This is a genomic window from Paraburkholderia dinghuensis (assembly GCF_003837865.1).
Classification (GTDB): domain Bacteria; phylum Pseudomonadota; class Gammaproteobacteria; order Burkholderiales; family Burkholderiaceae; genus Paraburkholderia; species Paraburkholderia dinghuensis.
On the sequence record NZ_RQIS01000007.1, the window covers coordinates 101,160 to 122,450 of the forward strand.

Consider the following 21,291-nt stretch of genomic DNA (forward strand, 5'->3'; position numbering starts at 1 on the left):
AAGGCCCACTTCCATGCCGACATCGCTCGATGATCCGCAAGCCGAGAAGACGCATACGCGCTGGACGGGCCTTCTCGCAAGCCAGGTGTTCTGGGTGGTGCTGGCGACGTTCATCGCGTGCATCGCGCTCTCGATTGCGACCTCGACCTTCGCGACCCCGGAGAATCTGTTCAACGTCACGCGCAACTTTGCCTTCGTCGCCATCGTCGCGCTCGGCATGATGGCGGTCATCGTCACGGGCGGCATCGACATTTCGGTCGGCTCGACGATCGGCATCAGCGGCATCGTGCTCTCGGTGGTCATGAATGCCGGCTATCCGATCTGGGCCGGCATCGGCATGGGGCTCCTGACCGCAGGGCTCGTCGGTCTCGTGAACGGTGTGCTGATTGCTTATCTAGGCATGCAGCCTTTTGTCGTGACGCTCGCGATGTTAAGCGTCGGCCGCAGCCTCGCGCTCGTGATTTCCCGCAGCCGCACCATTTTCGAATTCGGCCCCGACGGGAGCAAACTGCTTGCGCTCGGCGGCGGTTCGACACTGGGCGTTGCCAATCCCGTGTGGTTTCTCATTGTCCTTGCCGTGCTTTTCTGGTTCGCATTCGGCTGGACGCGCTGGGGCCGCTATGTCTACGCAATCGGAGGCAACCGTTACGCAGCGAATCTCACCGGCGTTCCGGTGCGCCGCATCATCTGCTCCGTCTATGTGCTCTGCGGCCTCATGGCGGGCGTCGCGGCGATCCTCGAAGTCGGCTGGCTCGGCGCGGTGACGACGGGCCTCGGCACCGGCGATGAACTGCGCGTGATCGCCGCGACGGTGGTCGGCGGAACGAATCTCGCTGGCGGCGTTGGTAGTGCGTTCGGGACGGTTGTCGGCGCAGCGCTCATCGAAGTTATCCGCAACAGCCTGATCCTGCTCGGCGTCGATGCGTTCTGGCAGGGGACGGTTGTGGGCACGTTCATTGTCGTCGCCGTGCTTTTCAACCGGCTCGGCGGCGAGCGGCAAGGAGAGTGAAATGGCTTCGGGCGCACCGGCCGCGACATGGCCAGTGCCGCGCGAAGCGGGCGCGCCCGGGCGACACGCGGAACTGCCGGACGCAAGGCTCAGGAGCCCGCGAATTCCGCAAAAGGCACAAAGGCCGATTGCGGGCTTTCCCTGAGATCGTTGTGAAAATCGAGCGGGCAGACATGGGCACCGCGAGCCGGTGCTGAACAGGAGGCAACAATGAAGAAAAGGTGGATGTGTCTTGCTGCGATCGGAGGCCTCGCGATGCTGGCTTCTGCGGCCTTTGCAGCCGATAAGACCGTGGCGCTGGTGGTGAAGGGTCTCGACAACCCGTTTTTCGATCTCATGCATCAGGGATGCGAGCGAGCGAACAAGGAGCTCAGCAAGCAAGGCGTCAACTGTTACTACACGGGTCCGGCGACGGCGGCGGACGAGAGCGCGCAGGTGCAGATCATCGACGACCTGCTGACGAAGGGCGTGGCGGCAATCGCGATCTCGCCTGCGAATGCGCCAGCGGTGGCGGAAGTGCTGCGCCGCCGCAACTCGCCGATCCCGATCATCACCGCGGACGCCGACTTGCTGCCGAAGGATGCCTCGCTGCGCAAGAGCTACGTCGGCACCGACAACTACGAAATGGGCGTCAAGCTCGGCGAGGAGTTGAAGGCGCTGATGCCGAAGGGGGGCAATGTCTGCCTCGTGATGGGCAATCCCGCGGCCGATAACATCAACCAGCGGGCCCAGGGCGCACGCGATGCGCTTTCAGGGAAGAAGGGAATTGCAAAGCTCGCAGGCGAGAACGGCTGGCATGAAATCAGCGCTTGTCCGCTCTACGTGAACGACGACGCCGCCAAGGCGAACCAGATGATGCAGGACACGTTGACCGCCAACCCCACCGGTCTCGACGCTTTCCTGCTCGCGGGCGGTTGGCCGCTCTTTGCCCCGCAGGCGTATGCGCAGGTCGTCGCGCCGATCATGGACAGGATCAAGAGCGGCAAGTTCGTCATCGTCTCGGCTGACACGCTCGGACCGGAACTGCAGGCGCTCAGGGATCACAAGGTGAATGTCCTCGTCGGTCAACGACCGGAGGAAATGGGCTATAAGGCCGCGATGGTCATGCGCGATCTCGCTCAGGGGAAGACGGTTCCTCCGGTCATTCATACCGGCCTCGACGTCTGCACCTGGAAGAACGTAGAGACTTGCCTCAAGCATTGAGAGAGGAGTGCGCGTAGCAAAGGACGATGCTGGGGCCGGGGCACGTTTGAACCGGCTCCAGCACGCCTCGCGATCTACGTGATCTGCCCGGTCGCCGGATTCCTGACTGCCTCGTGGCGGCATTGACACCCGTTGCCGCAAGGCTGGGCTGTACGGGCAATATCTGAAGGAGTGCAAAGCATGCAGATGGCCCCCCTCGTTCGCCATAAAAGGCTGCATCTGACCGTCCGCCAATGACCGCTCATACGGCGTTTGATACCACCGTCCCGCCGAGAAGGCTCATCAGCGTCCTCGCGTTGCGTTGTCCTTGATCTTCGTAGTTGTTGTTGAAGAGCACATGCGTTTGCGCAACGTAAGCGGCGATCTTTCGAATTTCCTCGGCGAGCCCGGCCAGTTCGTCATCGTTGTAGTCGTAGTTAAAACGTTCACTCGACGCCGTCGCGCCCTTGATATTCCACGTTTCGTGATTGCGCCCGTGCAGACGAACCAGCGCGAGGTCGTCGCCCGTGACTTCCCATACCGCGGGAATGGTATTCGCGCCTCCCTGCGGTTCGTCGACTACGACGTGCACGAGGCCGCGCTCGCGCTCGAACGCGAGCGTTGATTCGGTGTGGGCTTCATCGAACCATGAACGGTTGCGAAATTCGACGGCCATCCGGTAGCCGGGCGGCAACCGGTCCGCGCAGTGCGCGACGTGTGTGTGCCCGTCCGGCCCGGACGTGACCCACGGCGCGAACTGGAAATGCACGGCACCTAGTTTGCCCGCATCGTGAAGCGGTGCGATGGCTTCGAGGTAGCGCCGCCAGAGTTCGTCACGGATCGCGTCCGGTATGTCCTTGTAGTAGAGATTGGCCTTGCCGTTCTGGGGCAGTGCCGCCTGCATGTCTTTCGGGAACATGTCGCGCGGCGTCTGATGACCGGTGAAAAGGCGGAACGCCTTGATGTTGAAGACGAAGTGCGGTGGCGTGCGTTCAACCCAGAGCACGGAATTCGAGCCGTTCGGCATTGAGTAGTAGCTGGAGTCCACCTCGACGATGGGGAACTGGCTCGCGTAGAAGCGCAGGCGCGCCTCCGCGCTGTTGCAGCCGCTCGGGTAGAACCGCTTGCTCTTGATGAGCGTGGGGTCGGTCCAGGATGCGGTGCCTACCAGAATGCTCATGGCGTTTCTCCGTGCCGTCGGGGCCGGGTGGCGGGGCGTAATGTGCTCCGCAGGCGATATTCTGCGCGCGATCGGAGCGGGTCGCGCCGTGCACTGATGTATTAACGGCGAACACCGCGGCGAGACTGTGTATTCAGAAATAGCAATGACATAAACGACCGATCTGCGCAAACCGGGTCAAAAAGATCTGGGCAATCGGGGTAAATCCGGGGGGGGCGCGTGAAGCGACGGCGCTGAAAGCGCAATTCAATCGTATGCGATGAACCGGCGTGTTTTCCTGACAATTCGTAGGCTTGCCTGAAATTTGGTTGTAAGTCGCCGTTGCTAGAGTCGTTCCAGGCGTTTTACCGACTGCCCCCGTGCTGTGTCCAGGCGCAGAGGCAGAAAATGACGAGAGCGACCTTTCATGAATAAAGTCCGCGCATTCTGGATCGTTTTGGCGCTGCTCTTTTCCAGTCCCGTCTGGGCCTTCCAGTCCCGGGTCGTAGCTATTCCGAGCGCCGCAATGCGGCAATCGTTCGACGCGACCGTCGTGCTGCCCGACGACTACGCGCGCGGCAATCACACGCGGCGTTATCCGGTGATTTATGTGCTGCACGGCTCGGGTGGGGATTACACCGACTGGACGTCGAACTCACGTATCGGCCGGCTCGCGGATCGTTATCACGTGATTCTCGTGATGCCGGACGGTGGCCATGAAAGCTGGTACATCGACAGCCCGTTCAATCGGGATAGCCAGTACGAGACCTACGTGGGCAACGAAGTGGTCGCCTGGGCCGACGCGCATTTACGCACGATCGCCACGAAACAGGGGCGCGCCATCACGGGCCTGAGCATGGGTGGCTTCGGTGCGCTGCGTATTGCACTCGACCGGCCCGAAACATTCGGCGCCGCGGGTAGCATCAGCGGCGCGGTCGATCCGCGCGCGTGCGAAGACGAGCCAGGCATCGCCCACGTGTTCGGCGATCCTGCGCGTCACGCGTCGTACTGGAACCGCAATGCGATCATCGTGCGCGCGCGCGACTTCGAACGCGACCATATCGATCTGACCATCGACTGCGGTGTGAGCGATGATTTCGTCTCATCGAACCGCACGCTGCACCAGCGGCTCGTCGAACTCGGCGTTCCACATGACTATGCCGAGCGTACCGGCGGACACACTTGGGCTTACTGGTCAAACGCGATTCGCTATCAGGTTTTGTTCTTCGCCAACGCGTTCCGGCGTAACGGCGGGTATCAGCAGTCCACACGGGCGTGATTCTGGTTCTGTGCGCTACGTTTGCGGGTTTTACCGGTTTGCGAGCGGCTAAGTTCCTCCAGGCGCGACCGGTACGGTCGGCAAAGAACGCGTCGTACATTCAATTGCTCTTGCCGCCGCCGTCCAGCCCGGCGCCGCGATGCCAGACGTCCTTGCCGCGCGGCGAGAGTTCGCCGCAGCTATGTTCGCGGTCGGGTTCGGTGCCATAGACAGCCATTTCGCCGCCAGGCGGCTCCTGGGCACGTTGAATTTCGCGCTTGCGCTCTGCTACACGTTCATCCTGCGAGCGGCCTGCGTAGACGTTCACGATGGCTCTCCTTTTGCGTCGTCGTCAGATAGATTCAATATGCAAAACCAGTAACACGCCCGCCACGATCGCGCATTCGATTGCCACGAGGCCGGTCAATGAAATCACGCTCATCAGCGCCGGATGGGATCGGTGTGAAGATTTCATGTTTGTATCCAGTAACCTTTTGCACTTCCATTGATGCATTGCGCGTGCCTTGATTCTCCGGGCTCACGGTATGTAATCACGAAATACAACTCAAAAGACTAGTTGAAGAATCCAGAAATGGATGCGCGCCGCTCACTGTGTCTGCACCCGGCGCAGGATGGCGAGCAACTGCGAACGGGCGAACGGTTTGCGCAGAAAACCGGCAAGCTGGGCATCCGGCGGCGGCGTCACCAGCGCGGACACCAGCACGAGCGGCACGTTCGCCAATACGCGATTGCGGCGCATTTCACGCATCAACGCAAGGCCGTCCATGCGCGGCATTGAGCAGTCGGATATCACGACGTCGGGCGGATCGGCGAGCGCGCAGCGCAACGCATCCCTGCCGTCCGCTGCGGTCGTGACCTTGTAGCCTTCCTGGCCAACCAGTTCCCTTAGGGCATTGAGTGCGTTCGCGTCATCGTCGACGAGCAATACGGTAACCATTCGTCTTTACCTGAGGTGGCGAGGACGCGCATATCGATGCGTCCCTGTTCGTCGAAAATCCGATGCCGGTGGTTGCGCGCGTAGATTCGTACCGGGTCCGGAGTTCGTAAGAGAAACCGCAAGCGCTGTGCCTGCGATTGGCCGTCGCTGTGGACGAGGGACAAATCGCTACGTCTTTGCGTCGTTCGCTAACGGGAGAAATCGGAAGGAAACACTTCGATCGCCGCAGACCGCGAGCATGTGGCCGATGCGCCCAGCGATGCCGAACTGTCGCGAACGGGCGAGAACCGGCACAAGCGCGCGCGTCACCAGCGCAACAGCTTCGGCCCGAGCCACGCACCAATGGCAGCCGGAATTGCCATCCCGAGCACATACCAGACGGCCCAGAACGGCACGGCCATCTCGGGACAGTGCAGGCAGTAGGCGAGCGTGGCCGTGGCGCTCGCGAGCAGCCCGCCTGCGAAGCCGGCGGCGCGCAGGCGTGTTGGCGCAAGGCCGCGCAGCGCCCAGATCACGGCGATGAACGATGGCACCGAAAGCAACGTGATGTTGAGCGGGCACCCGCGCCATGTCTGCCCCATGACGAGCGGCAGGCGTGTGTCGGGCGGCGCAAGCCAGAGGAGCACGAGCGCGCCGATCCACACGGCGGCCACCGGCCACGCCGTGGCGGCCCACGCGATACCTGCCTTGCCGGCGGGCCGTGCGAGGCGCGCAGTGACCAGGAGCGCACCCAGTGCGATGAAAAACGGTAGCGCGATCTTGAACCAGAATATCGGCGTTGCGGCAACCGTCGCGATGTCGTCGCGCACGCCGAAGACGAGCGACATCAGCAGCGTAGAACCCGCGCCGCCCGTGATCAGCGCCCAGCCGAAGCGGCGCGCAACCACGTGACGATCCACGGGCGCCGCGCCGGTGGCAAGCAATGTAATCAGGTCCTCTGTTTTCATGATGCGTTCTGAAACTTCATGGCGAGCGCCTTGAGTCCGCGGTGCACGCCTACTTTCACGGCCGACTCGGAAAGCCCGGTCAGTTTCGCCGTCTCCGTCACCGAAAGGCCTTGCAACTTCACGTGCACGATCGGCAGACGCTGGCGGTCGGGCAACTGTTCGAGCAGCTTGCCCAGATCGCGGCTCGCGTCGGCGGCCTCGGTGTCGGAAGTCGCAAAGATCTCCAGTTCTTCATCGAGCGGTGTCTGCAACGCCTCACGTCGCGAGCGCGCGCGGAAAAAGTCGGCCAGCTTGTAGCGAGCAATGGCATGGACCCACGCGGTAAGCGGTTCGTCCGGTCGCCACGTGGCTCGCCCGTTGTGCACGGCCAGCAGGATTTCCTGCACCAGATCCTCGACGTCGTCCTGTAGCGCGTAGAGGCGTTTGCGCAGGAAGCCGCGCAGGTGCGCGCTCAGATCGGCGAGAAATGCGTGATAAGCGTTCGCGTCGCCGTTGAGTCCACGCACGAACAGGGCCTTCAGCCGTTCCTCTGTTTTGCGCACAGCCTCACTGTCCGTAGTTCGGTTCATTGCGAACTCCGGTTACAGCGTGGACGAAACAAAGTGCGGGTGTTGACGCAACGCAGCGCAACGCGCGTCAGGCTGGCAGCTTGTCCGCGAGGACATCGGCGCGACGGATCTGCGGCGCTTGCGCGAGCAACTCCGCGGCGTTTGCCATCAGCGCGGCGGCTACCTTGCCGCTCAGATGCGCGTCGCGGCCGGCTTCGTCATCGAAGGCGTCGAAGATTGCAAACGTCTGTTCGTCGAAGCGTACCCCGAACCATGCGCGCGTCGCGGGTTCGGCATCGACGAGCGGTTTTGCACCAGCCAGAAAGGCGGCCAGTTCGTTTTCCTTGCCGGGACGGGCTTTCAGTTCGACGTATAGCGCGTGGCGGGTCATGGCGATGCTCCGGTGACGGGGTGGGGAAACATCATCATCAATAGTCGCGGTCGTTCGAGTCGTTCGTCAAGTGCGGGCTGTTCAGCTTTTTTCTTTCCGATGGCTTTCGGTCGCGGCGTCAGGGTACTTGTGCGTCGATTGTGTGTCGATTGTGCACGCCACTCGTTCGGCGTTCGCTTTCAGTTACAGCGCGCCGCAAAAATAAATCTCGATGAAAACGCGCATTTCGATGTAACCGCTGCACGCGCTACGCCGAATTTACAGGCAGATCGCTCGTGCAACGATCGCGAAGCCGAGGACGATCTGGATACTGTCCGATTTTCAACGCGATTTTCAATCGATGGAGTTCATATCATGAGCACGCTTAAAGTGTCTGCAGCCGCCATTATTCTCGCAACGCTCGCCTCGGGCGCCACCGTTGCACAGGCTCAGGGTGGTGGCGTCGAAAAGTGTTACGGCGTCGCTATGGCCGGCCACAACGACTGCAAGGCGGGCGCCGGGACGACCTGTGCCGGTTCGCAGAAAATGGATTACGACGGCATGCACTGGAAGAACGTCCCGACCGGTACTTGCACGACGATCACGACGCCGAAGGGCCACGGCTCGCTCGCGCCGATGGAATCCTGACGCACCGCCGCCCGACGATCATGGAAACGTCAGCCGAATGCGGCGCCGGACTCGGCCTCAAGCCGCAGCACTTCGACGAAGCGCGCAAGTGCGATGCGCCCGGCTTGTGGTTCGAGGTGCACCCCGAAAACTACATGGTCGCGGGCGGCCCACGAATCGCGTGGCTCGACGCGGTGCGCGAGCGGCATGCACTGTCGTTGCACGGCGTGTCGATGTCGCTCGCCGCTGATCGCGCGCCGGACACGACGCATCTGCGGCGCCTGCGCGCGCTCGCGGATCGCGTGCAGCCCGCACTCGTGTCAGAGCATCTGGCGTGGTCCGCGTGGGGCGGCCACTACCATCCGGACCTGCTGCCGTTCCCGCGAAACGGCGCAGCGCTCTCGCGCATCGCGGCGAATATCGCGTGCGCGCAGGACGTACTGGGGCGGCGCATCGCCATTGAAAATCCCTCGCACTATCTGCGCGTCGAGGGGCACGAGTGGAGTGAGCAGGCTTTTCTCGCCGAACTGGTGCAGCGAACGGGGTGCGGATTGCTGCTCGACGTGAACAACGTCTACGTGAGCGCGCGGAACATGGGCTTCGATGCAATTGAATGGCTCGACGCCTTCCCAGGCGAGGCCGTCACGGAGATTCACCTCGCGGGTCACAGCGTCGATGTGAATTCGCAGCCGCCACTCCTGATCGACTCGCACGACGCGCCCATAGCCGACCCCGTATGGGCACTCTATCGGCACGTAATTGACCGCATCGGGCCGCGCCCCACGCTGATCGAGCGCGACGAGCACATCCCCGCATTCCCGGTGCTGTTAGCCGAGCGCGCACGTGCGCAGGCGATCCTGGCGAGCGCGGAGGTGGCGGCATGAACACCTCGCTGGCGGCTTTCCAGGAGGGCTTCGTTCGCGCGCTGTATGGCGCTCCGGCAAACGATCCGCGTGCGGCCGCGGTCGCGTCGCAGCCTGGGTTTGCCGTCTATCGCAACACGGTGATCAAAGGTTGCGTCGACGCCTTGCAGGCGAATTTTCCGACCGTTCTGCAACTCGTCGGCGCGGATTTTTTTCGCGCAGCAGCGGCCATCTATGCGCAGAACACGCCGCCCGACGATGCGCGTCTGCTGTTCTACGGCGCGACGTTTGCAGCGTTTCTCGAAGCCTTCGAACCGGCGCGCGAACTGACTTATCTCTCCGGTGTGGCGCGCCTCGACCGTCTGTGGATAGAGGCGCATGTCGCACGCGATGAGACTGCGCTCGCTTCCGCCGACGTCGCGTGTCTTTCGCCGGAGGCTTTCATGCGCACAGTCCTGCGTCCGCACGCGAGTGCGCGCTGGGTGTGGTTCGACGCGCAACCGGTCTATACGATTTGGCGTGCGCACCGCGAAGCTGTGGCGTTGCCCGACCAACTCGACTGGCGCGGCGAGGGCGCATTGCTGCTGCGCACGGGCGGCAACGTGACGTGGCGAGCGCTCGGAAAGGGCGGCTGTGCGCTGCTCGACGCGTGCGCGGCGGGGGCCCCAATGGGCGAGGCACTCGAGCGCGCGCTCGGCATCGAGCCGGATCTCGATCTGGCGAGCCTCATGGCCGCGTTGTTTGCCGATGGCGCGTTTGGCGCCGCCATCACTGGCCCTGATAAGGGGCATTTCGAATCGAACGGAGACTGAAATGGACACGATCCGCATCATCGCTGCTTCGCCGCTCACGCATTTGCGCGCGGGCTGGAATGCCGCCGCCGATCTGGTCAGCCGATGCATCGGACACTCGCTGCTCGCGCTGATTTGCCGTGTTTCTATTGCAGCGATCTTTTTCATGTCGGGCCGCACGAAGGTGACCGGCTTTTTGACGATCACGCAGGGCACATACGCGCTCTTTCGCGACGAATACAAAATCCCTCTTATTCCGCCGGAGATTGCGGCACATATCGCCGCGTACTCGGAGCACCTCTTCTCGTTGCTGCTCGTGCTGGGCCTGTTCACGCGGGGCGCGGCGCTCGCCTTGCTTGGGATGACAACGGTGATCGAGGTGTTCGTCTATCCCGACGCATGGCCGACGCATCTTTCGTGGGCCGGTCTGTTGCTCTACATGATCGCTCGCGGTGGCGGCTGGCTGTCGCTGGATCAGGCGCTCGGCGTCAAATAGGTGGGGTTATACCGTATAACAGCTCGCAGTAAATCGCAGATATATTGCACTGCGAAATAAAAGCCAGTGTCCGGAAAATTGTGTCATTCGCGCGAAGCCACGGTCCTCCGTTGTCGCGATACGCGTTTCGCGCGTTACTGTGCGCGTCGCGATTTCATGACGGACTGGCGCGTGCCGAATCACACGTTATGCGTAATGAATCGCTCGACGTCGCCAACCTTAACTCGAACTCGTTATCCGAGAAATTTCTCGATGCGACGCGCATATTTGCGGGCGAGAAGTCGATAGTCTCATCTCATTTTTCACGGATAATTATCAAACTTGCATCTGACGCGAAGCACTACGTTCCACCCGGAACGTAGTGCTTCGCGCTTGGCTGGCGCAGCTATGCCGGTGTACCCGTTGCATCGTCAGTGCGCATCTTCCTTCGTCAACACTGGCGATCACGAGAGGCGGGATTCGTGCGGATGTTGGGGCGTCCGTTCATGGTGGCCAACGGCCGCGAGCGATATTGCCGTTTTCGCTCGGCCGGGCTGGCTTCATGACGCCGCTGCGCGGCCTCGCGCACGTCCGCTCCGTATTTACGAACTCACACTGGTGCTGCAGGCATGAATTCCGTCTGTCGCGCATCGCGATGGACGCTGTCGTCCGTCTTCGTTTTATCCGTTTTTTTCAGCCTGTGACCGGGGCGCCACGCACGATGTTTCATCGCGCGTGGCGCTGCCGCATGGGCGTTTTTTCGGCCAGCCATTCCCACGAAATTCCAGACACACGCTTCACCTGAGGGATGGCGGTCTTTAACCACAAGGAGAGTGAAATGAAAGTTGCTAACAACTGGAATCGTGCACGTAACAACGACGCAGCATTGCCGGCGTTTGTCACAACCCGCGTCGAGCGCTATTACAGGGAGCGCGTGCAGCAGACCTGGGCTGGCGGGAACATCATGCGGGGACGCATACCGGGGAGCGATGCGCTGCAACTTTCGAGCAACGACTATCTGTCGATCGCGCGCCATCCCGAGATTATCGACGCGGTGTGCGCAAGCATGCGGGCCGAAGGCAACGGTATTCTGATGTCGGGCGTTTTCCTTCACGGCGACGATTGTCCGCAACTGCAGCTGGAAAACCGGTTTGCCGCGTATATGCACGCGCCAGCCGGAGTTTTGTGCCAGTCGGGTTATGCAGCCAATACAGGGCTCATCCAGTCGATTGCGAATGACAAGACGCCGGTCTACATCGACATGATGGCGCACGCGTCGCTGTGGGAAGGCATTCGCAGTGCCGGGGCACGCGCGATCAGCTTCCTTCACAACGACGTCGATCATCTCGAGCAACGCATTCAGCGCAATGGCCCCGGCGTCGTGATCGTCGATTCGGTATACAGCACGAGCGGCAGCATCGCGCCGCTCGCCGCCATCGCAGACCTCTGCGCGGAGCACGACTGCGTGTTCGTGGTCGACGAATCGCATTCACTCGGAACGCACGGGCTGCACGGTGCCGGGCTCGTCGTCGAACTGGGGCTCACTGACCGTGTCCACTTCCGCACCGCCAGTCTCGCCAAGGCGTTTGCGGGCCGTGCCGGATTCGTCGCCTGCTCGGAGCGATTTCACGAGTACTTCAAGTTCGAGGCGCTGCCCGCGATCTTCAGCTCGACGCTGCTGCCGCACGAAGTAGCGGGGTTCGCGGCTACGCTCGACGTGATCGAACGCGACGACTGGCGGCGCATGCGGCTTGCCTCGAATGCGCACTATCTGCGCATGCGGCTCACGGAACTCGGCTACAACCTCAACGGCAGCGAGGCCCAGATCATTGCGCTCGAAGCGGGCCCCGAACAGCAGACCATCGTGTTGCGCGATGCGCTCGAAGCGCGCGGCATCTTCGGTTCCATCTTCTGTGCGCCCGCGACGGCGCAGAACCGGTCGATTGTGCGGTTTTCGGTGAATGCTGCGCTCTCGGATCAGGAACTGGAGCGAATCGTCGAGGTGTGCGACGAGATCCGCGATGAGGTTGATATGTGGAACTGGCCGTCCACGCGGCGTCTGGCTACGCGCGGTGCGTCCCGCATGCGCGTGCGTCAGGCGCAGCCTGCGGTGGGCATGGCGATGGAGGCCGTGCTGGCCTGATGGCAGCGCGGCGTGGGACCGCCTTGCGCGAGTCTCACGCCGCCGGCACTTCGCCGTCCAGCTGGTGCAGATACGTGTCGTAGGGGAGGACCGTATCGAGCGCCAGCCCCGCTGGCTGTTTCACGATCGCATACGTATAGCGGCGCTCGCCGGTGAATACCGAGGCGGGATGCATGTACTGCTGCCACTCGGTGCACTGCGCCGGGTAGTAGCCGTCCGTGCGCCAGAAGTAGGGCACGCTGCGATGGCTGTCGAGTTCGGCCAGGAAGCTTTCCGGCGCGCCCTGTTCTACGGCGATCTCGCGCACGCCGCGCAGTGTTTCGTCGGTATGGATCACGAGCAGGTACGCCGTGCCCGCTTCATCGACCATCAGGAGGCCGTGCGGCTGATACGTGAGGTAGTGCTCGACAATGCCAAGCGACTTGAATATGTCGTTCACATGCCCGGCCAGCGCGCTGTCCTTGAGAAAGCGATATTCCGCAACGCAGAGCGCATCGCGGACCGAGGCGCCCGCGTGTTCGAAATACGCGTCCTGCATGTCGCGGATCGCCTGATTGAGCGCCTCGTCGGCATCGACTTCATGCTTGCGGATAAAGCGGTCGATAAGTCCCTCGTTAAAGCTGCGCACGGCAACGCGTTCGTCTGCCTTGCCGGTGAGCATGATCTTCTTCACCGTGGGATCGGTGATGCGTCGGCAAAACTCCAGTCCGTTCAGCTCCGGCATGTCGTAATCGACCACTACAACCGATACGGATTCGAAGCGCCCGGGCTGATGCACGAGGCTGCGGATCGCATCCACGCGCATCGCGACAACCTGTTGCGCATCGTTTTCCTCGGTCCGATCGAGATACGGACTGAATATGTGTTCGGCGGCCTGATGCTGCGCGGGGCGTTCATTCAGGAATTTCAGCGCCTCCACCGGAGAACCGAACATGCGGAATGCCAGCAGCGGATCGAGCTGGAGACTCAGGTTCGCCAGAAACGCCGTGCTGTCGTCGACAAAGGCGACAGTGGTGGGGTACGCGAACGGTTTGATGGCTTTCGTCATGGCGCTGGGAATGTCAAAACGAACTCAGTGTACTCACCTTGCACCGAAGAACACGTTATCGCGCCGCCGATCGCCTGCATGACGTCGCGGCAGAATGCGAGTCCGATTCCTGTGCCGAGCGTGACGTCCTCGGTGGTGCTCGACGAAGTATAAAAGCGGGTGAAGATGTGCGGCAAGATGTCAGGCGCGATACCGCTACCCGTATCGCTGAAAATAAGGCGATTGTCCGTCGATCCCGATTCAAGGCGAATCGAAATACAGGCGGTTTCATTACTGCCCATATGCCGGAAAGCGTTTTTGAGCAAATTGAAGAGAACGTGCACAGTCAGCATTTCCGAGCCATTGAACGAAAAATCGGGCCGCAGATTGCAGTGCACGCGGGGCCGGTCGCCTTCGCGAAACGGATAGCGCGAGAGTGCCGTTTCCACGCAATGCACGATCGAACACGTCGCTGCGTTTTGCATGTTCCCGCCCGTGAAGCGCGCGGTGGCGAGCAGCATGTCGATGATTGCGTTCGAGTAGTTCGCTTCCTGCTCGATGCGGCCGGCGACACCCTGAAGCGAACGCAGATGTGCCGTGCGGATGCGCGGCACCGGCAGACGGTGGCGTTGCGCGAGCAGGTAGGTGTCGAGCAGACCCGGCAAAAAACGCAGGAGACCGGCGGCGCCCACGCGGATCGCCACGAGCGGCGTGCGCAGTTCGTGCGCCACGCTCCCCGCCGTGGCGAGCATCGCGCGCTCCTGTTCGATCTGGATGCGCTCCTGGTCGTAGTTCGACGCTGCGCCGAGCGCCACCGCGAACGAGAAGATCGTGAGGTGCATGAGGTAATTGGTGCCTAGCACGACGGGGTCGGTGGTCAGGCAATACGCGATTATGCCGAGGCCGATCCCTGTCACGAAATGCAGGACGAGCATGCTCCAGTCGTGCAGCAGAACCATCACGAACGCGGCGATCAGTGCGCTTTCCACCCACACGTCATTGCCGTTGTTCTTGAGCAGCATGAACGTGAAGAAGAACGGCAGCGCATAGAGCGTGGTGCCATACCAGTACCAAGGCAGCAGCTTCTTTGCCCAGGTGGGCCATCGTTCGAACGCGAGCGCCGGCACGAACAGCGCGGAGCCGATCAGCCGCAACGTGAGATTTTCGTACGGTTGCGGAAAGAGGAATTTCCAGACGTAGTAGTAAAGCGGAAAACCGACGATAGCCACCAACGCGATTACCCGCATCCGCCGCTTCACATACTGCAGGTTGCGCAGCGCGGGCGCGAAGGCGCGCAGGATGCGCGGACGTATCGACGTCCATGCGTGCCGCAGCCGCATCCGCAGCCGCAGCGAAACTCTCGGTCCATTCATCTGCGTGAAATCGTTCATTGTTGAAGCCAGCGGTCGCGTGCCGCCAGGTCATCGTCGCTGCGTCGTTGCCGAGTGCTTTGCCCCATGCCGCGATACCCCGCTCGCTACTGGCATGGTGCTTTCCGGCCGCGCGCTGGCCGGCGCAGGCCGCCGTGACATAAACAGGCGGCATCCAATACAGACAATATCATTAATGCGTGTCGCTGGAACGGTGCTAATGGCATGTCGCACCCCAGTACCTCTACGTGACTGTGCGTGTTTCATGCGGGATGCATTGTTTCGGCCGCAATGAGTCTGCGTTGTGTGTGCTTACCGTCTGGTACGAAGTGTCTGCGAGGGGACTTCGCCAGCCCGGGCGGGTCGCCACGGCACTGGTCTCGTTCCTCTGCGCACGCCCGGAGGACATCGTGTTTTCGACGCCACCAACGCTTATTCGCTGACCACGCTAGTGACGGCCACCGTGGGGGCACCGGCTTTGCAGTTCAATTTCGCGATTGGCGCGATCGACGATCAGGCGGCGGGAAGACGCGGACGCGTCGTGTGTGGCATCGGGGTGAGCAGGCACCGTGCCGCGCGGTTGGGGTGCTTATAGCGGCAATTTTATGCCGAAACAGCATGTTGCCGCTGTTCGAGCACGAATTGCGCGATGACGTCGTTGAGCGGCTGCGGGGCGTCCCGGTGCGGCGAGTGGCCTCCGTGTGCGAGCGCATGCACGCGCGCGTGCGGCACTGCGGCGCCGATGGTTTCGATCTGGGCCATCGTTCCGTAGTGATCGTCGAGCGCCTGCACCGCGAGGAGCGGCGCGCGGATCGTGCCAATCTGATCGACGATGTTCCAGGCCCGGAACGCCGGACTCAGCCAGATGTCGCACCAGCCGTAGAACGCCGAATCGACGTCGTCGTGATAGCGCGCGAGCTTGCTGCGAAGATTCGTCGTTTCGTAGGCGAGCTTCGTTTCAGCGATGCCTTCGACCGAGATGTCCTCGACGAACACGTGCGGTGCGATCACGACTGCGCCGGCCAGCGCATGCGGGAAAAATGCGGCGTAGTGCAGCGCGATCGTGCCGCCGTCGCTATGGCCGACGAGCCACATGCGTTCGCGTTGCAGCGCGCTTAAGCCGAGTGTGTCGAGCAGCGCGGGCAGCACGTCGCGCGCTTGCAGCGCCAGGTAGTCGACAGGCCACCTCACATCGTGCGGACGTGGCGTCGAACGGCCGTAGCCGGGGCGAGACCAGACGAGTCCGCGCATGCCGAGCCGCTCACAGAGCGTTTGCGGCCAGTCCTTCCACATGGCGATCGAGCCGAGGCCCTCATGCAGGAAGACCGCAAGCGGCGCGTCGGCGCGTTCGACACCGATCCAGCGGTATTCGATGGAGAGGGTCCCGCGCGTCGCGGTAGCGGGCAGGTGGGCGAATTCGCTCGGTGTCATGATTTCAACGGCTCGGCTGGAACGGCTTGCGCAGACGGAAACGATGGATTTTACCCGTTGCGGTCTTCGGCAGGTCATCGGCGAACAAGATGTCTTGCGGGTGCGGGTTAGGTGCGGCACCCAGGCCGATGTTTTATTAATGTGCGTAGGCGTTGGGCATTTAATTATTTCGTATCACTGATCAATATGCGGAAGAATTTCATCGAGTTGAATGTCGCATTTTCACGCGCGGCGCCGGAGTTGAGGTGCTATTTGCAGGATGCCTGTGTGAGCGCGCTGTGGATGTCGCGCAGTTGCTCAAGGGCGCCAACACGCGCATCGCCACTTTCGAACCACAGCGCGTGAAGCACGGCGCGCAGCGGGAGGTTGCCAATATCCACGGTCATGGCAGGGACGCATTCCGGGCGCACCTGAAGTGCAAAGGTCGGCCGGACCTGGAGACGTACTGAAGCAGGGCGCTTCGCCGGTTTAATGCGGTTTTAGCACGATCGTTCGAAACGCGGTAGGATGCGCGAATTGCCGGAACATGCATCGTCGAATCGCGGGTGTTGCGTGTGCTGACCGGCGTGACCCAATGGAGCCTGAACGCCATGAACCTCCTGGCACAATTACCGCCGGGCCTGACCGGCCTCGAACAGTTGCAGCACATGATCGAACTTGGCGGCGTCGCGCCGATCGGCCAGACGCTCGATTTCCGGCTCGTCGAAGCGGAGGACGGCCGTGCGGTGTTCGCCGGCACGCCCGGGTTGCATGCCTATAATCCGCTCGGCACGATTCACGGCGGCTATGCTGCCACGCTGCTCGACTCCGCATGCGGCTGCGCCGGACATACACGGCTCAGCCCCACACAGGGATACACGACCCTCGAACTCAAAGTGTCGTATCACCGCGCGATGACGGCCGATACCGGACCGGTGCGCGCCGAAGGCCGCGTGATTTCGTCTGGCCGCCGCGCGGCCTTCACCGAAGCGACGATCACCGATGCGGCGGGCAAGATCTACGCGTCGGCCACGTCCACGCTGCTCGTATTCGAACGCTGACGCCCGAGACGTTTTCAGACGTCCTTCGAATTGGCGGACAACAAAGAAGCCGGCGCCCTCGGGGCAATCGTGCCGCGGTCGGGTGCCGTTATCGCTACACGACCTGGCGCGCCTTGTCCTCGATGAGACGCACGAGCGTGTGCAGCAGCCGGTTCGCGGGCGCAGGTACGCCAAGCGCCGCGCCGCGGCGTGCGACGTACCCGTTGAGGTGGTCGATCTCACTGCGCTTGCCGCGCGCCAGGTCCTGCGCGGTGGACGAGTATTGCCCCGGCATGGTCTCGGCGATTCGGCGCACGGCGACATCCACGTCGGACGGCAGCGTTACGCCGTCGGCCTGCGCGACCGCGACGCATTCGTCGATGACGTCGCGCATCGAATCGCGAACGCCTTCGCCCGTGACGAGTCGTCCATAGGGCAACTGCGTAATCGCCGAAAGCGCGTTGTACGCGCAATTGAGGATCAGCTTGGCCCACAGTGCGCCGCGCACGTTCGCGGAAATCTCCACGGGCACCTGCGCCGCGGCGAGCGTCTGCGCGACCGCCGCGCTCTGCGGCGACGGCTCGATCACGAGTTCGCCGCGTCCGTGATGGCGCACGTGGCCGGGACCGGCCATTTCGGTGGCGACGTAGACGACCGCCGCAGCCACGTCCTGATCGATGACTCCGCGCAGGCGCTCGGCGTTGTCGACGCCGTTCTGCAGCGTGAGCACGAGTGCATCGGCGGCGAGATGCGGCTTGATGAAAGCGCCTGCGCTTTCGGTATCGGTCGACTTCACGCAGAACAGCACGAGGTTCGCGCCGGTCACCGCGGCCGGATCGACGCTCGCCGTGAGATGCGGGTGGCCGATCTGTTCGTCGAACGTCTGCGTTTCGAGGCGAAGGCCTTCGCGCTCGATCGCCTCGACGTGCTGCGGGCGGCCGATCAGCACGACGTCGTGTCCCGCTCGCGCGAGCATGCCGCCGTAATAGCAGCCCACTGCGCCTGCGCCCATGACGGCGACTTTCATATGCGGTTCTCCCATTTGGAATCAGGGTGTTGTTGATATCGGTGCGCTCGCGCGCGCCCATTCATGCGGTGCGGCGCGCCGGTCGGCGCGCGCCGTTCGCGACCGCAGTTCACGACAACATGCGGCCGGGCGCATTGGGTGTGTCGGGCGCTTCCCGGCTGTCGCAGCTAGCAAGGCGACGTATGGTACATGTGCTCGCGTTTTGCCGCTGCAGTGCATGCGCCGGGAGGTGGAAAGGCCGAAGTGGCTGTCACCGCATGGATGAAACGAACCTGCTGCGAGCGCCTCGCGTCTTTCACGGCGCTCCATCGGAGCGCGGCGATATTAGCGCTCGCCAGTGCTTACGCGCAAACGCCGGTTGCACAGATTGCGTTCCCGATTCCGTTCGGTGTCAGCCCGTCGCGATCATCAGCGTCCCGGTCGCCACGAGCGCGCCGCGCCAGAGCCAGTCGAAGTTGATCCAGCCGCGCCGTAGCAGCCCGAGTCCGAGATACTCATAGACCGCGAGCGCGATGGCGGCGGTCGTGGCGAGTGTCGTGATTGTGTGCAGCGCGGTGAACTGCAGCGAGACGATCAGCGAGTCCGTCGCCGCTGCCGACGCTGAACTGCCGCCGCACAGCGGCAGCATGGCGGGCATCAGCATCAGACCCGCGCCGTGCAGCATCGCCATGAGCGCCGACCATGCCGCGAGTCCGGTGAACCCTGCCGTCATGCCCACGCGCACCCGATGCCGGTGCCCAAACACCTGCAGGCACGCGGCCCAGCCGATCAGCAGCGCACCGAGCAACCAGTGCAGACCGGAAGCCGGCAGCCACGCGCCGAGCGCGGCCGCCGAACTCGTGAAAAGCAGGATCGCCGCCGCGTGCCCGAGCGCGATGGGCGGCAACGCGGTGAGGAGCGCCGTGCGGGTGCCGCGCTGCAAGCCGAGCGCGGTCGCGAAGAGCCAGCCCATCGCTGGATTCAGGCCGTGAAAGACGCCGCTGCCCACGACCGTCGCCCAGGCGCTCCAGTGTGTAGCGAAGAGGCTGTTCACGCTGCGCTCCGCGTTCAGGGGTAGCAGTACGAATCCGACGACGCATCGCCGCCTTCGAGCCGGATCTGATGGGGCCGGTGCGACTTCGGCCATTCGATGAACAAGCGCTCGTCGAACGTGATGCCACCGTCCGGCGCGGCGTCGAGTTTCACCATCCACCCGTCGATGCCCTCGGGATAGAACTGCGGGTCGATTGCGCCGTAGAGCGAGTTCGTGAAGTAGATGCGTTGTCCGTCGCGGCTCACTTCCACCATCTGCGGACCGCCGTTGAGCGCGCGGTCCGGCGCGCGCGGATGCGCTGCCTGCGCGGCGATTCCGCCGATACGCACGCAGCCCGTGAGGCGAGGGTGCTCCGGATCGGAGACGTCGTACTGGCGCATGTCGCCCGTGCCCCAGCACGCAACGTAGAGAAAGCGGTCGTCGAGCGAGAGCGCGATATCGGTGACGAGCGGCGGCACCGCCGCGAAGCCTTTTAGCATCGGCGGCAATTGCGCGGGATCGGCGGGCTCGGCGGGAATCTCGATGATCTTTCGCGCGGCCCACGCGTCACCATCGAGATACCACTGCCAGATCGACGCCGAGAGGTCCTTCAGGCTGATCACCGAATTCACGAAGCCATAGGGCCGCGTGGGATTGTGCGCGGGGCGCAGTTCGAAGACGAGCTGGTTTTCGGCGCCGAAATCGACCACCTGCTTGTGGTGACGCGTATGCAGATCCCAGAAGTGCAGTCGGTGCCCGTATTGCCCGCCGAGAAGCACTTCGGGGACGAGGCCGTTCTCGAACGCCGCGGGCAGGCCCCATTCGCTCGTGACGGCGGTATCGAAGCCGAGATGCCACCAGGCGTCGTACGCAAGTTGCTGCGGGCCGCGATCGATTTCCCACTGACCGCGAATGTCGAAGGTCTCGTGGTCCATCAGGAAGAGACCGCCGGGCGCATCGCCCGCCGCGTTCGCGAGCGCGCTGACGTAGATGCCCTCCGGGCCGCAATGCACGGTATGGGGCCGCGAATAGCCCGCGCGGTGCGCGACGGTCTCGGGTTCGTGCACGCGCACGATGTGCGGACGCTTCGGGTCGGGCTTCGTATCGACGATGTGAATGCGCGACGAGCGCAGCCCCGGCACGACGAGATAACGCCGCTCCGAATGCGGGTGCGGCGCGTCGGGGCACAGGCACGAACTGCAGGCGTTCCAGCCGAAGTGATGGAGTTCGTCGCCGGCGTTGGGCATGGACAGCCGGTGAACGACGCGCCCGAAATCCACGGAGGCGGAATCCAGATCGACGACGTCGAGCGTATCGGGCACGGTACGCGTGGGGTCGAAACACGCGACATACGCGAGCGTTTCTTTTGGCGCGTCTGCCGCCATGCGGGCGGACGGATAAAAGGTCGGATCCGGTTTCCAGGTAGCCATGGCGCTCCCCTCATCGGTGAAGGCTTTTGCCATGATCCACCCGGCTGCGTGGCGTATGGCGAGTGTCCCTTATTCCTTTGTGGATGAAGCACCTGACCGCAAGCGATACGCCACGCGGTGGCGTGATTGACATGCTCTGCAAGAACAGTCATTTCAGATAGTCGGCATTTATCTGTGCGCCTCACCTTCCTAAACTGTATTCAACGGATGCAGAAATGCGCTGCTCCGACATTCAGATTTTTGGAGGTTTATTTATGAAGTCGCTCGTCAAAGCTGTTGCACTCGCGGTCGTACTGGTGGCACCCGCCGTTTCTTTCGCGCAAGCGCAACCGGGCAACGGACCTGTCACGCGCGCCCAGGTGCGTGAGGAACTTGTTCAGCTCGAAAAGGCCGGCTACCGGCCGAACGTGAACGAGCAGAACTATCCGGACAACATCCAGGCCGCAGAGGCCCGCGTTCACGCGCAAGACGGCGGACAGGCGAGTGGCTACGGTCCGGCGACGAGTGGCACGACGCAAGCCGGTGGCCCGGTCACCAGCTATTCAGCCCCGATGTCGGTGTATAAGGGAGGCCACTAACGGGCCTGATCCGTTGATGTATTGACGTCACGGGCCGGTGCGCCGGCTCGTGATTGCTTGAGTGCCG

General features: G+C 62.8%; 24 protein-coding genes. 10 read left to right on the plus strand and 14 right to left on the minus strand.

The genetic code is table 11. The annotated features are described in order from the left end of the window. Positions 1 to 13: 13 nt before the first annotated feature. Together D1Y85_RS11345 and D1Y85_RS11350 are read left to right on the plus strand one after the other, a co-directional pair. Complete coding sequence (locus D1Y85_RS11345) at positions 14 to 1,009, plus strand: ABC transporter permease (protein ID WP_124151147.1); 996 nt, start codon at positions 14 to 16, stop codon at positions 1,007 to 1,009. A gap of 210 nt (positions 1,010 to 1,219) precedes the next feature. Beyond that, positions 1,220 to 2,212, plus strand: coding sequence for a sugar-binding protein (locus D1Y85_RS11350; protein ID WP_124151148.1), 993 nt, complete (start codon positions 1,220 to 1,222; stop codon positions 2,210 to 2,212). Between the two features lie 241 nt (positions 2,213 to 2,453). Here the strand turns inward: D1Y85_RS11350 and D1Y85_RS11355 are convergent, their stop codons facing one another. Then, positions 2,454 to 3,371: a DUF72 domain-containing protein gene (locus tag D1Y85_RS11355; RefSeq protein ID WP_124151149.1), complete on the minus strand. Its 918-nt coding sequence runs from the start codon at positions 3,369 to 3,371 to the stop codon at positions 2,454 to 2,456. A gap of 406 nt (positions 3,372 to 3,777) precedes the next feature. On the opposite strand from D1Y85_RS11355, the gene D1Y85_RS11360 reads away from it, so the two are divergent. Next, positions 3,778 to 4,629 carry an alpha/beta hydrolase gene (locus tag D1Y85_RS11360; protein ID WP_124151150.1) on the plus strand — a complete coding sequence of 284 codons (852 nt, stop codon included), beginning with the start codon at positions 3,778 to 3,780 and terminating at the stop codon, positions 4,627 to 4,629. Between the two features lie 100 nt (positions 4,630 to 4,729). Here the strand turns inward: D1Y85_RS11360 and D1Y85_RS11365 are convergent, their stop codons facing one another. The 6 genes from D1Y85_RS11365 to D1Y85_RS11385 form a co-directional block, all read right to left on the minus strand. Further along, positions 4,730 to 4,936: a hypothetical protein gene (locus tag D1Y85_RS11365; protein ID WP_425466920.1), complete on the minus strand. Its 207-nt coding sequence runs from the start codon at positions 4,934 to 4,936 to the stop codon at positions 4,730 to 4,732. 24 nt (positions 4,937 to 4,960) lie between these two features. Next, positions 4,961 to 5,083 (minus strand): hypothetical protein, encoded by a 123-nt coding sequence (locus D1Y85_RS27905; RefSeq protein ID WP_281278275.1) that lies wholly within the window; start codon positions 5,081 to 5,083, stop codon positions 4,961 to 4,963. A gap of 132 nt (positions 5,084 to 5,215) precedes the next feature. Next, the gene (locus D1Y85_RS11370) at positions 5,216 to 5,566 is read right to left on the minus strand and encodes a response regulator (RefSeq protein ID WP_124151152.1); all 351 of its coding nucleotides are present in this window, start codon (positions 5,564 to 5,566) and stop codon (positions 5,216 to 5,218) included. A gap of 305 nt (positions 5,567 to 5,871) precedes the next feature. Next, positions 5,872 to 6,513, minus strand: coding sequence for a DUF1109 domain-containing protein (locus tag D1Y85_RS11375; RefSeq protein WP_124151153.1), 642 nt, complete (start codon positions 6,511 to 6,513; stop codon positions 5,872 to 5,874). After that, on the minus strand, positions 6,510 to 7,082 hold the full coding sequence (locus tag D1Y85_RS11380; protein ID WP_124151154.1) for a sigma-70 family RNA polymerase sigma factor: 573 nt from the start codon (positions 7,080 to 7,082) through the stop codon (positions 6,510 to 6,512). The genes D1Y85_RS11375 and D1Y85_RS11380 overlap by 4 nt, the downstream gene beginning before the upstream one ends. A 67-nt stretch (positions 7,083 to 7,149) precedes the next feature. Beyond that, the gene (locus D1Y85_RS11385) at positions 7,150 to 7,452 is read right to left on the minus strand and encodes a putative quinol monooxygenase (protein ID WP_124151155.1); all 303 of its coding nucleotides are present in this window, start codon (positions 7,450 to 7,452) and stop codon (positions 7,150 to 7,152) included. A gap of 354 nt (positions 7,453 to 7,806) precedes the next feature. On the opposite strand from D1Y85_RS11385, the gene D1Y85_RS11390 reads away from it, so the two are divergent. The 5 genes from D1Y85_RS11390 to cqsA all read left to right on the plus strand — a co-directional run bounded on the left by D1Y85_RS11390 (position 7,807) and on the right by cqsA (position 12,330). Beyond that, complete coding sequence (locus tag D1Y85_RS11390; RefSeq protein WP_124151156.1) at positions 7,807 to 8,079, plus strand: BufA1 family periplasmic bufferin-type metallophore; 273 nt, start codon at positions 7,807 to 7,809, stop codon at positions 8,077 to 8,079. 20 nt (positions 8,080 to 8,099) lie between these two features. Next, the gene (bufB, locus tag D1Y85_RS11395) at positions 8,100 to 8,942 is read left to right on the plus strand and encodes an MNIO family bufferin maturase (RefSeq protein WP_124151157.1); all 843 of its coding nucleotides are present in this window, start codon (positions 8,100 to 8,102) and stop codon (positions 8,940 to 8,942) included. After that, positions 8,939 to 9,733 (plus strand): HvfC/BufC N-terminal domain-containing protein, encoded by a 795-nt coding sequence (locus D1Y85_RS11400; protein ID WP_124151158.1) that lies wholly within the window; start codon positions 8,939 to 8,941, stop codon positions 9,731 to 9,733. The genes bufB and D1Y85_RS11400 overlap by 4 nt, the downstream gene beginning before the upstream one ends. Before the next feature lies 1 nt (position 9,734). Further along, complete coding sequence (locus D1Y85_RS11405) at positions 9,735 to 10,208, plus strand: DoxX family protein (protein WP_124151159.1); 474 nt, start codon at positions 9,735 to 9,737, stop codon at positions 10,206 to 10,208. Positions 10,209 to 11,025: 817 nt separating this feature from the next. Continuing rightward, positions 11,026 to 12,330: an alpha-hydroxyketone-type quorum-sensing autoinducer synthase gene (cqsA, locus tag D1Y85_RS11410; RefSeq protein WP_124151160.1), complete on the plus strand. Its 1,305-nt coding sequence runs from the start codon at positions 11,026 to 11,028 to the stop codon at positions 12,328 to 12,330. 34 nt (positions 12,331 to 12,364) lie between these two features. On the opposite strand, the gene D1Y85_RS11415 is transcribed toward cqsA, so the two are convergent. From D1Y85_RS11415 to D1Y85_RS27000, 4 genes are all read right to left on the minus strand, one after another. Then, positions 12,365 to 13,378, minus strand: coding sequence for a response regulator (locus D1Y85_RS11415; protein WP_124151161.1), 1,014 nt, complete (start codon positions 13,376 to 13,378; stop codon positions 12,365 to 12,367). Beyond that, positions 13,375 to 14,730, minus strand: coding sequence for a sensor histidine kinase (locus tag D1Y85_RS11420; RefSeq protein WP_246024880.1), 1,356 nt, complete (start codon positions 14,728 to 14,730; stop codon positions 13,375 to 13,377). The genes D1Y85_RS11415 and D1Y85_RS11420 overlap by 4 nt, the downstream gene beginning before the upstream one ends. A 600-nt stretch (positions 14,731 to 15,330) precedes the next feature. Then, positions 15,331 to 16,158 carry an alpha/beta fold hydrolase gene (locus D1Y85_RS11425; RefSeq protein WP_124151162.1) on the minus strand — a complete coding sequence of 276 codons (828 nt, stop codon included), beginning with the start codon at positions 16,156 to 16,158 and terminating at the stop codon, positions 15,331 to 15,333. Positions 16,159 to 16,406: 248 nt separating this feature from the next. Further along, positions 16,407 to 16,544 carry a hypothetical protein gene (locus D1Y85_RS27000; RefSeq protein ID WP_185218956.1) on the minus strand — a complete coding sequence of 46 codons (138 nt, stop codon included), beginning with the start codon at positions 16,542 to 16,544 and terminating at the stop codon, positions 16,407 to 16,409. Between the two features lie 204 nt (positions 16,545 to 16,748). Between D1Y85_RS27000 and D1Y85_RS11430 the strand changes: the two genes are divergently transcribed. Then, positions 16,749 to 17,198, plus strand: a complete 450-nt coding sequence (locus D1Y85_RS11430) for a PaaI family thioesterase (protein ID WP_124151163.1) — start codon at positions 16,749 to 16,751, stop codon at positions 17,196 to 17,198. Between the two features lie 94 nt (positions 17,199 to 17,292). Here the strand turns inward: D1Y85_RS11430 and D1Y85_RS11435 are convergent, their stop codons facing one another. The 3 genes from D1Y85_RS11435 to D1Y85_RS11445 form a co-directional block, all read right to left on the minus strand. Further along, entirely contained in the window at positions 17,293 to 18,204 is a 912-nt protein-coding gene (locus D1Y85_RS11435) for a ketopantoate reductase family protein (protein ID WP_124151164.1), read from the minus strand. Between the two features lie 391 nt (positions 18,205 to 18,595). Continuing rightward, entirely contained in the window at positions 18,596 to 19,237 is a 642-nt protein-coding gene (locus D1Y85_RS11440; protein WP_124151165.1) for a hypothetical protein, read from the minus strand. 14 nt (positions 19,238 to 19,251) lie between these two features. Further along, positions 19,252 to 20,646, minus strand: a complete 1,395-nt coding sequence (locus D1Y85_RS11445) for a selenium-binding protein SBP56-related protein (protein ID WP_124151166.1) — start codon at positions 20,644 to 20,646, stop codon at positions 19,252 to 19,254. Positions 20,647 to 20,900: 254 nt separating this feature from the next. On the opposite strand from D1Y85_RS11445, the gene D1Y85_RS11450 reads away from it, so the two are divergent. Further along, positions 20,901 to 21,224 carry a DUF4148 domain-containing protein gene (locus D1Y85_RS11450; protein ID WP_124151167.1) on the plus strand — a complete coding sequence of 108 codons (324 nt, stop codon included), beginning with the start codon at positions 20,901 to 20,903 and terminating at the stop codon, positions 21,222 to 21,224. Positions 21,225 to 21,291: the final 67 nt, after the last annotated feature.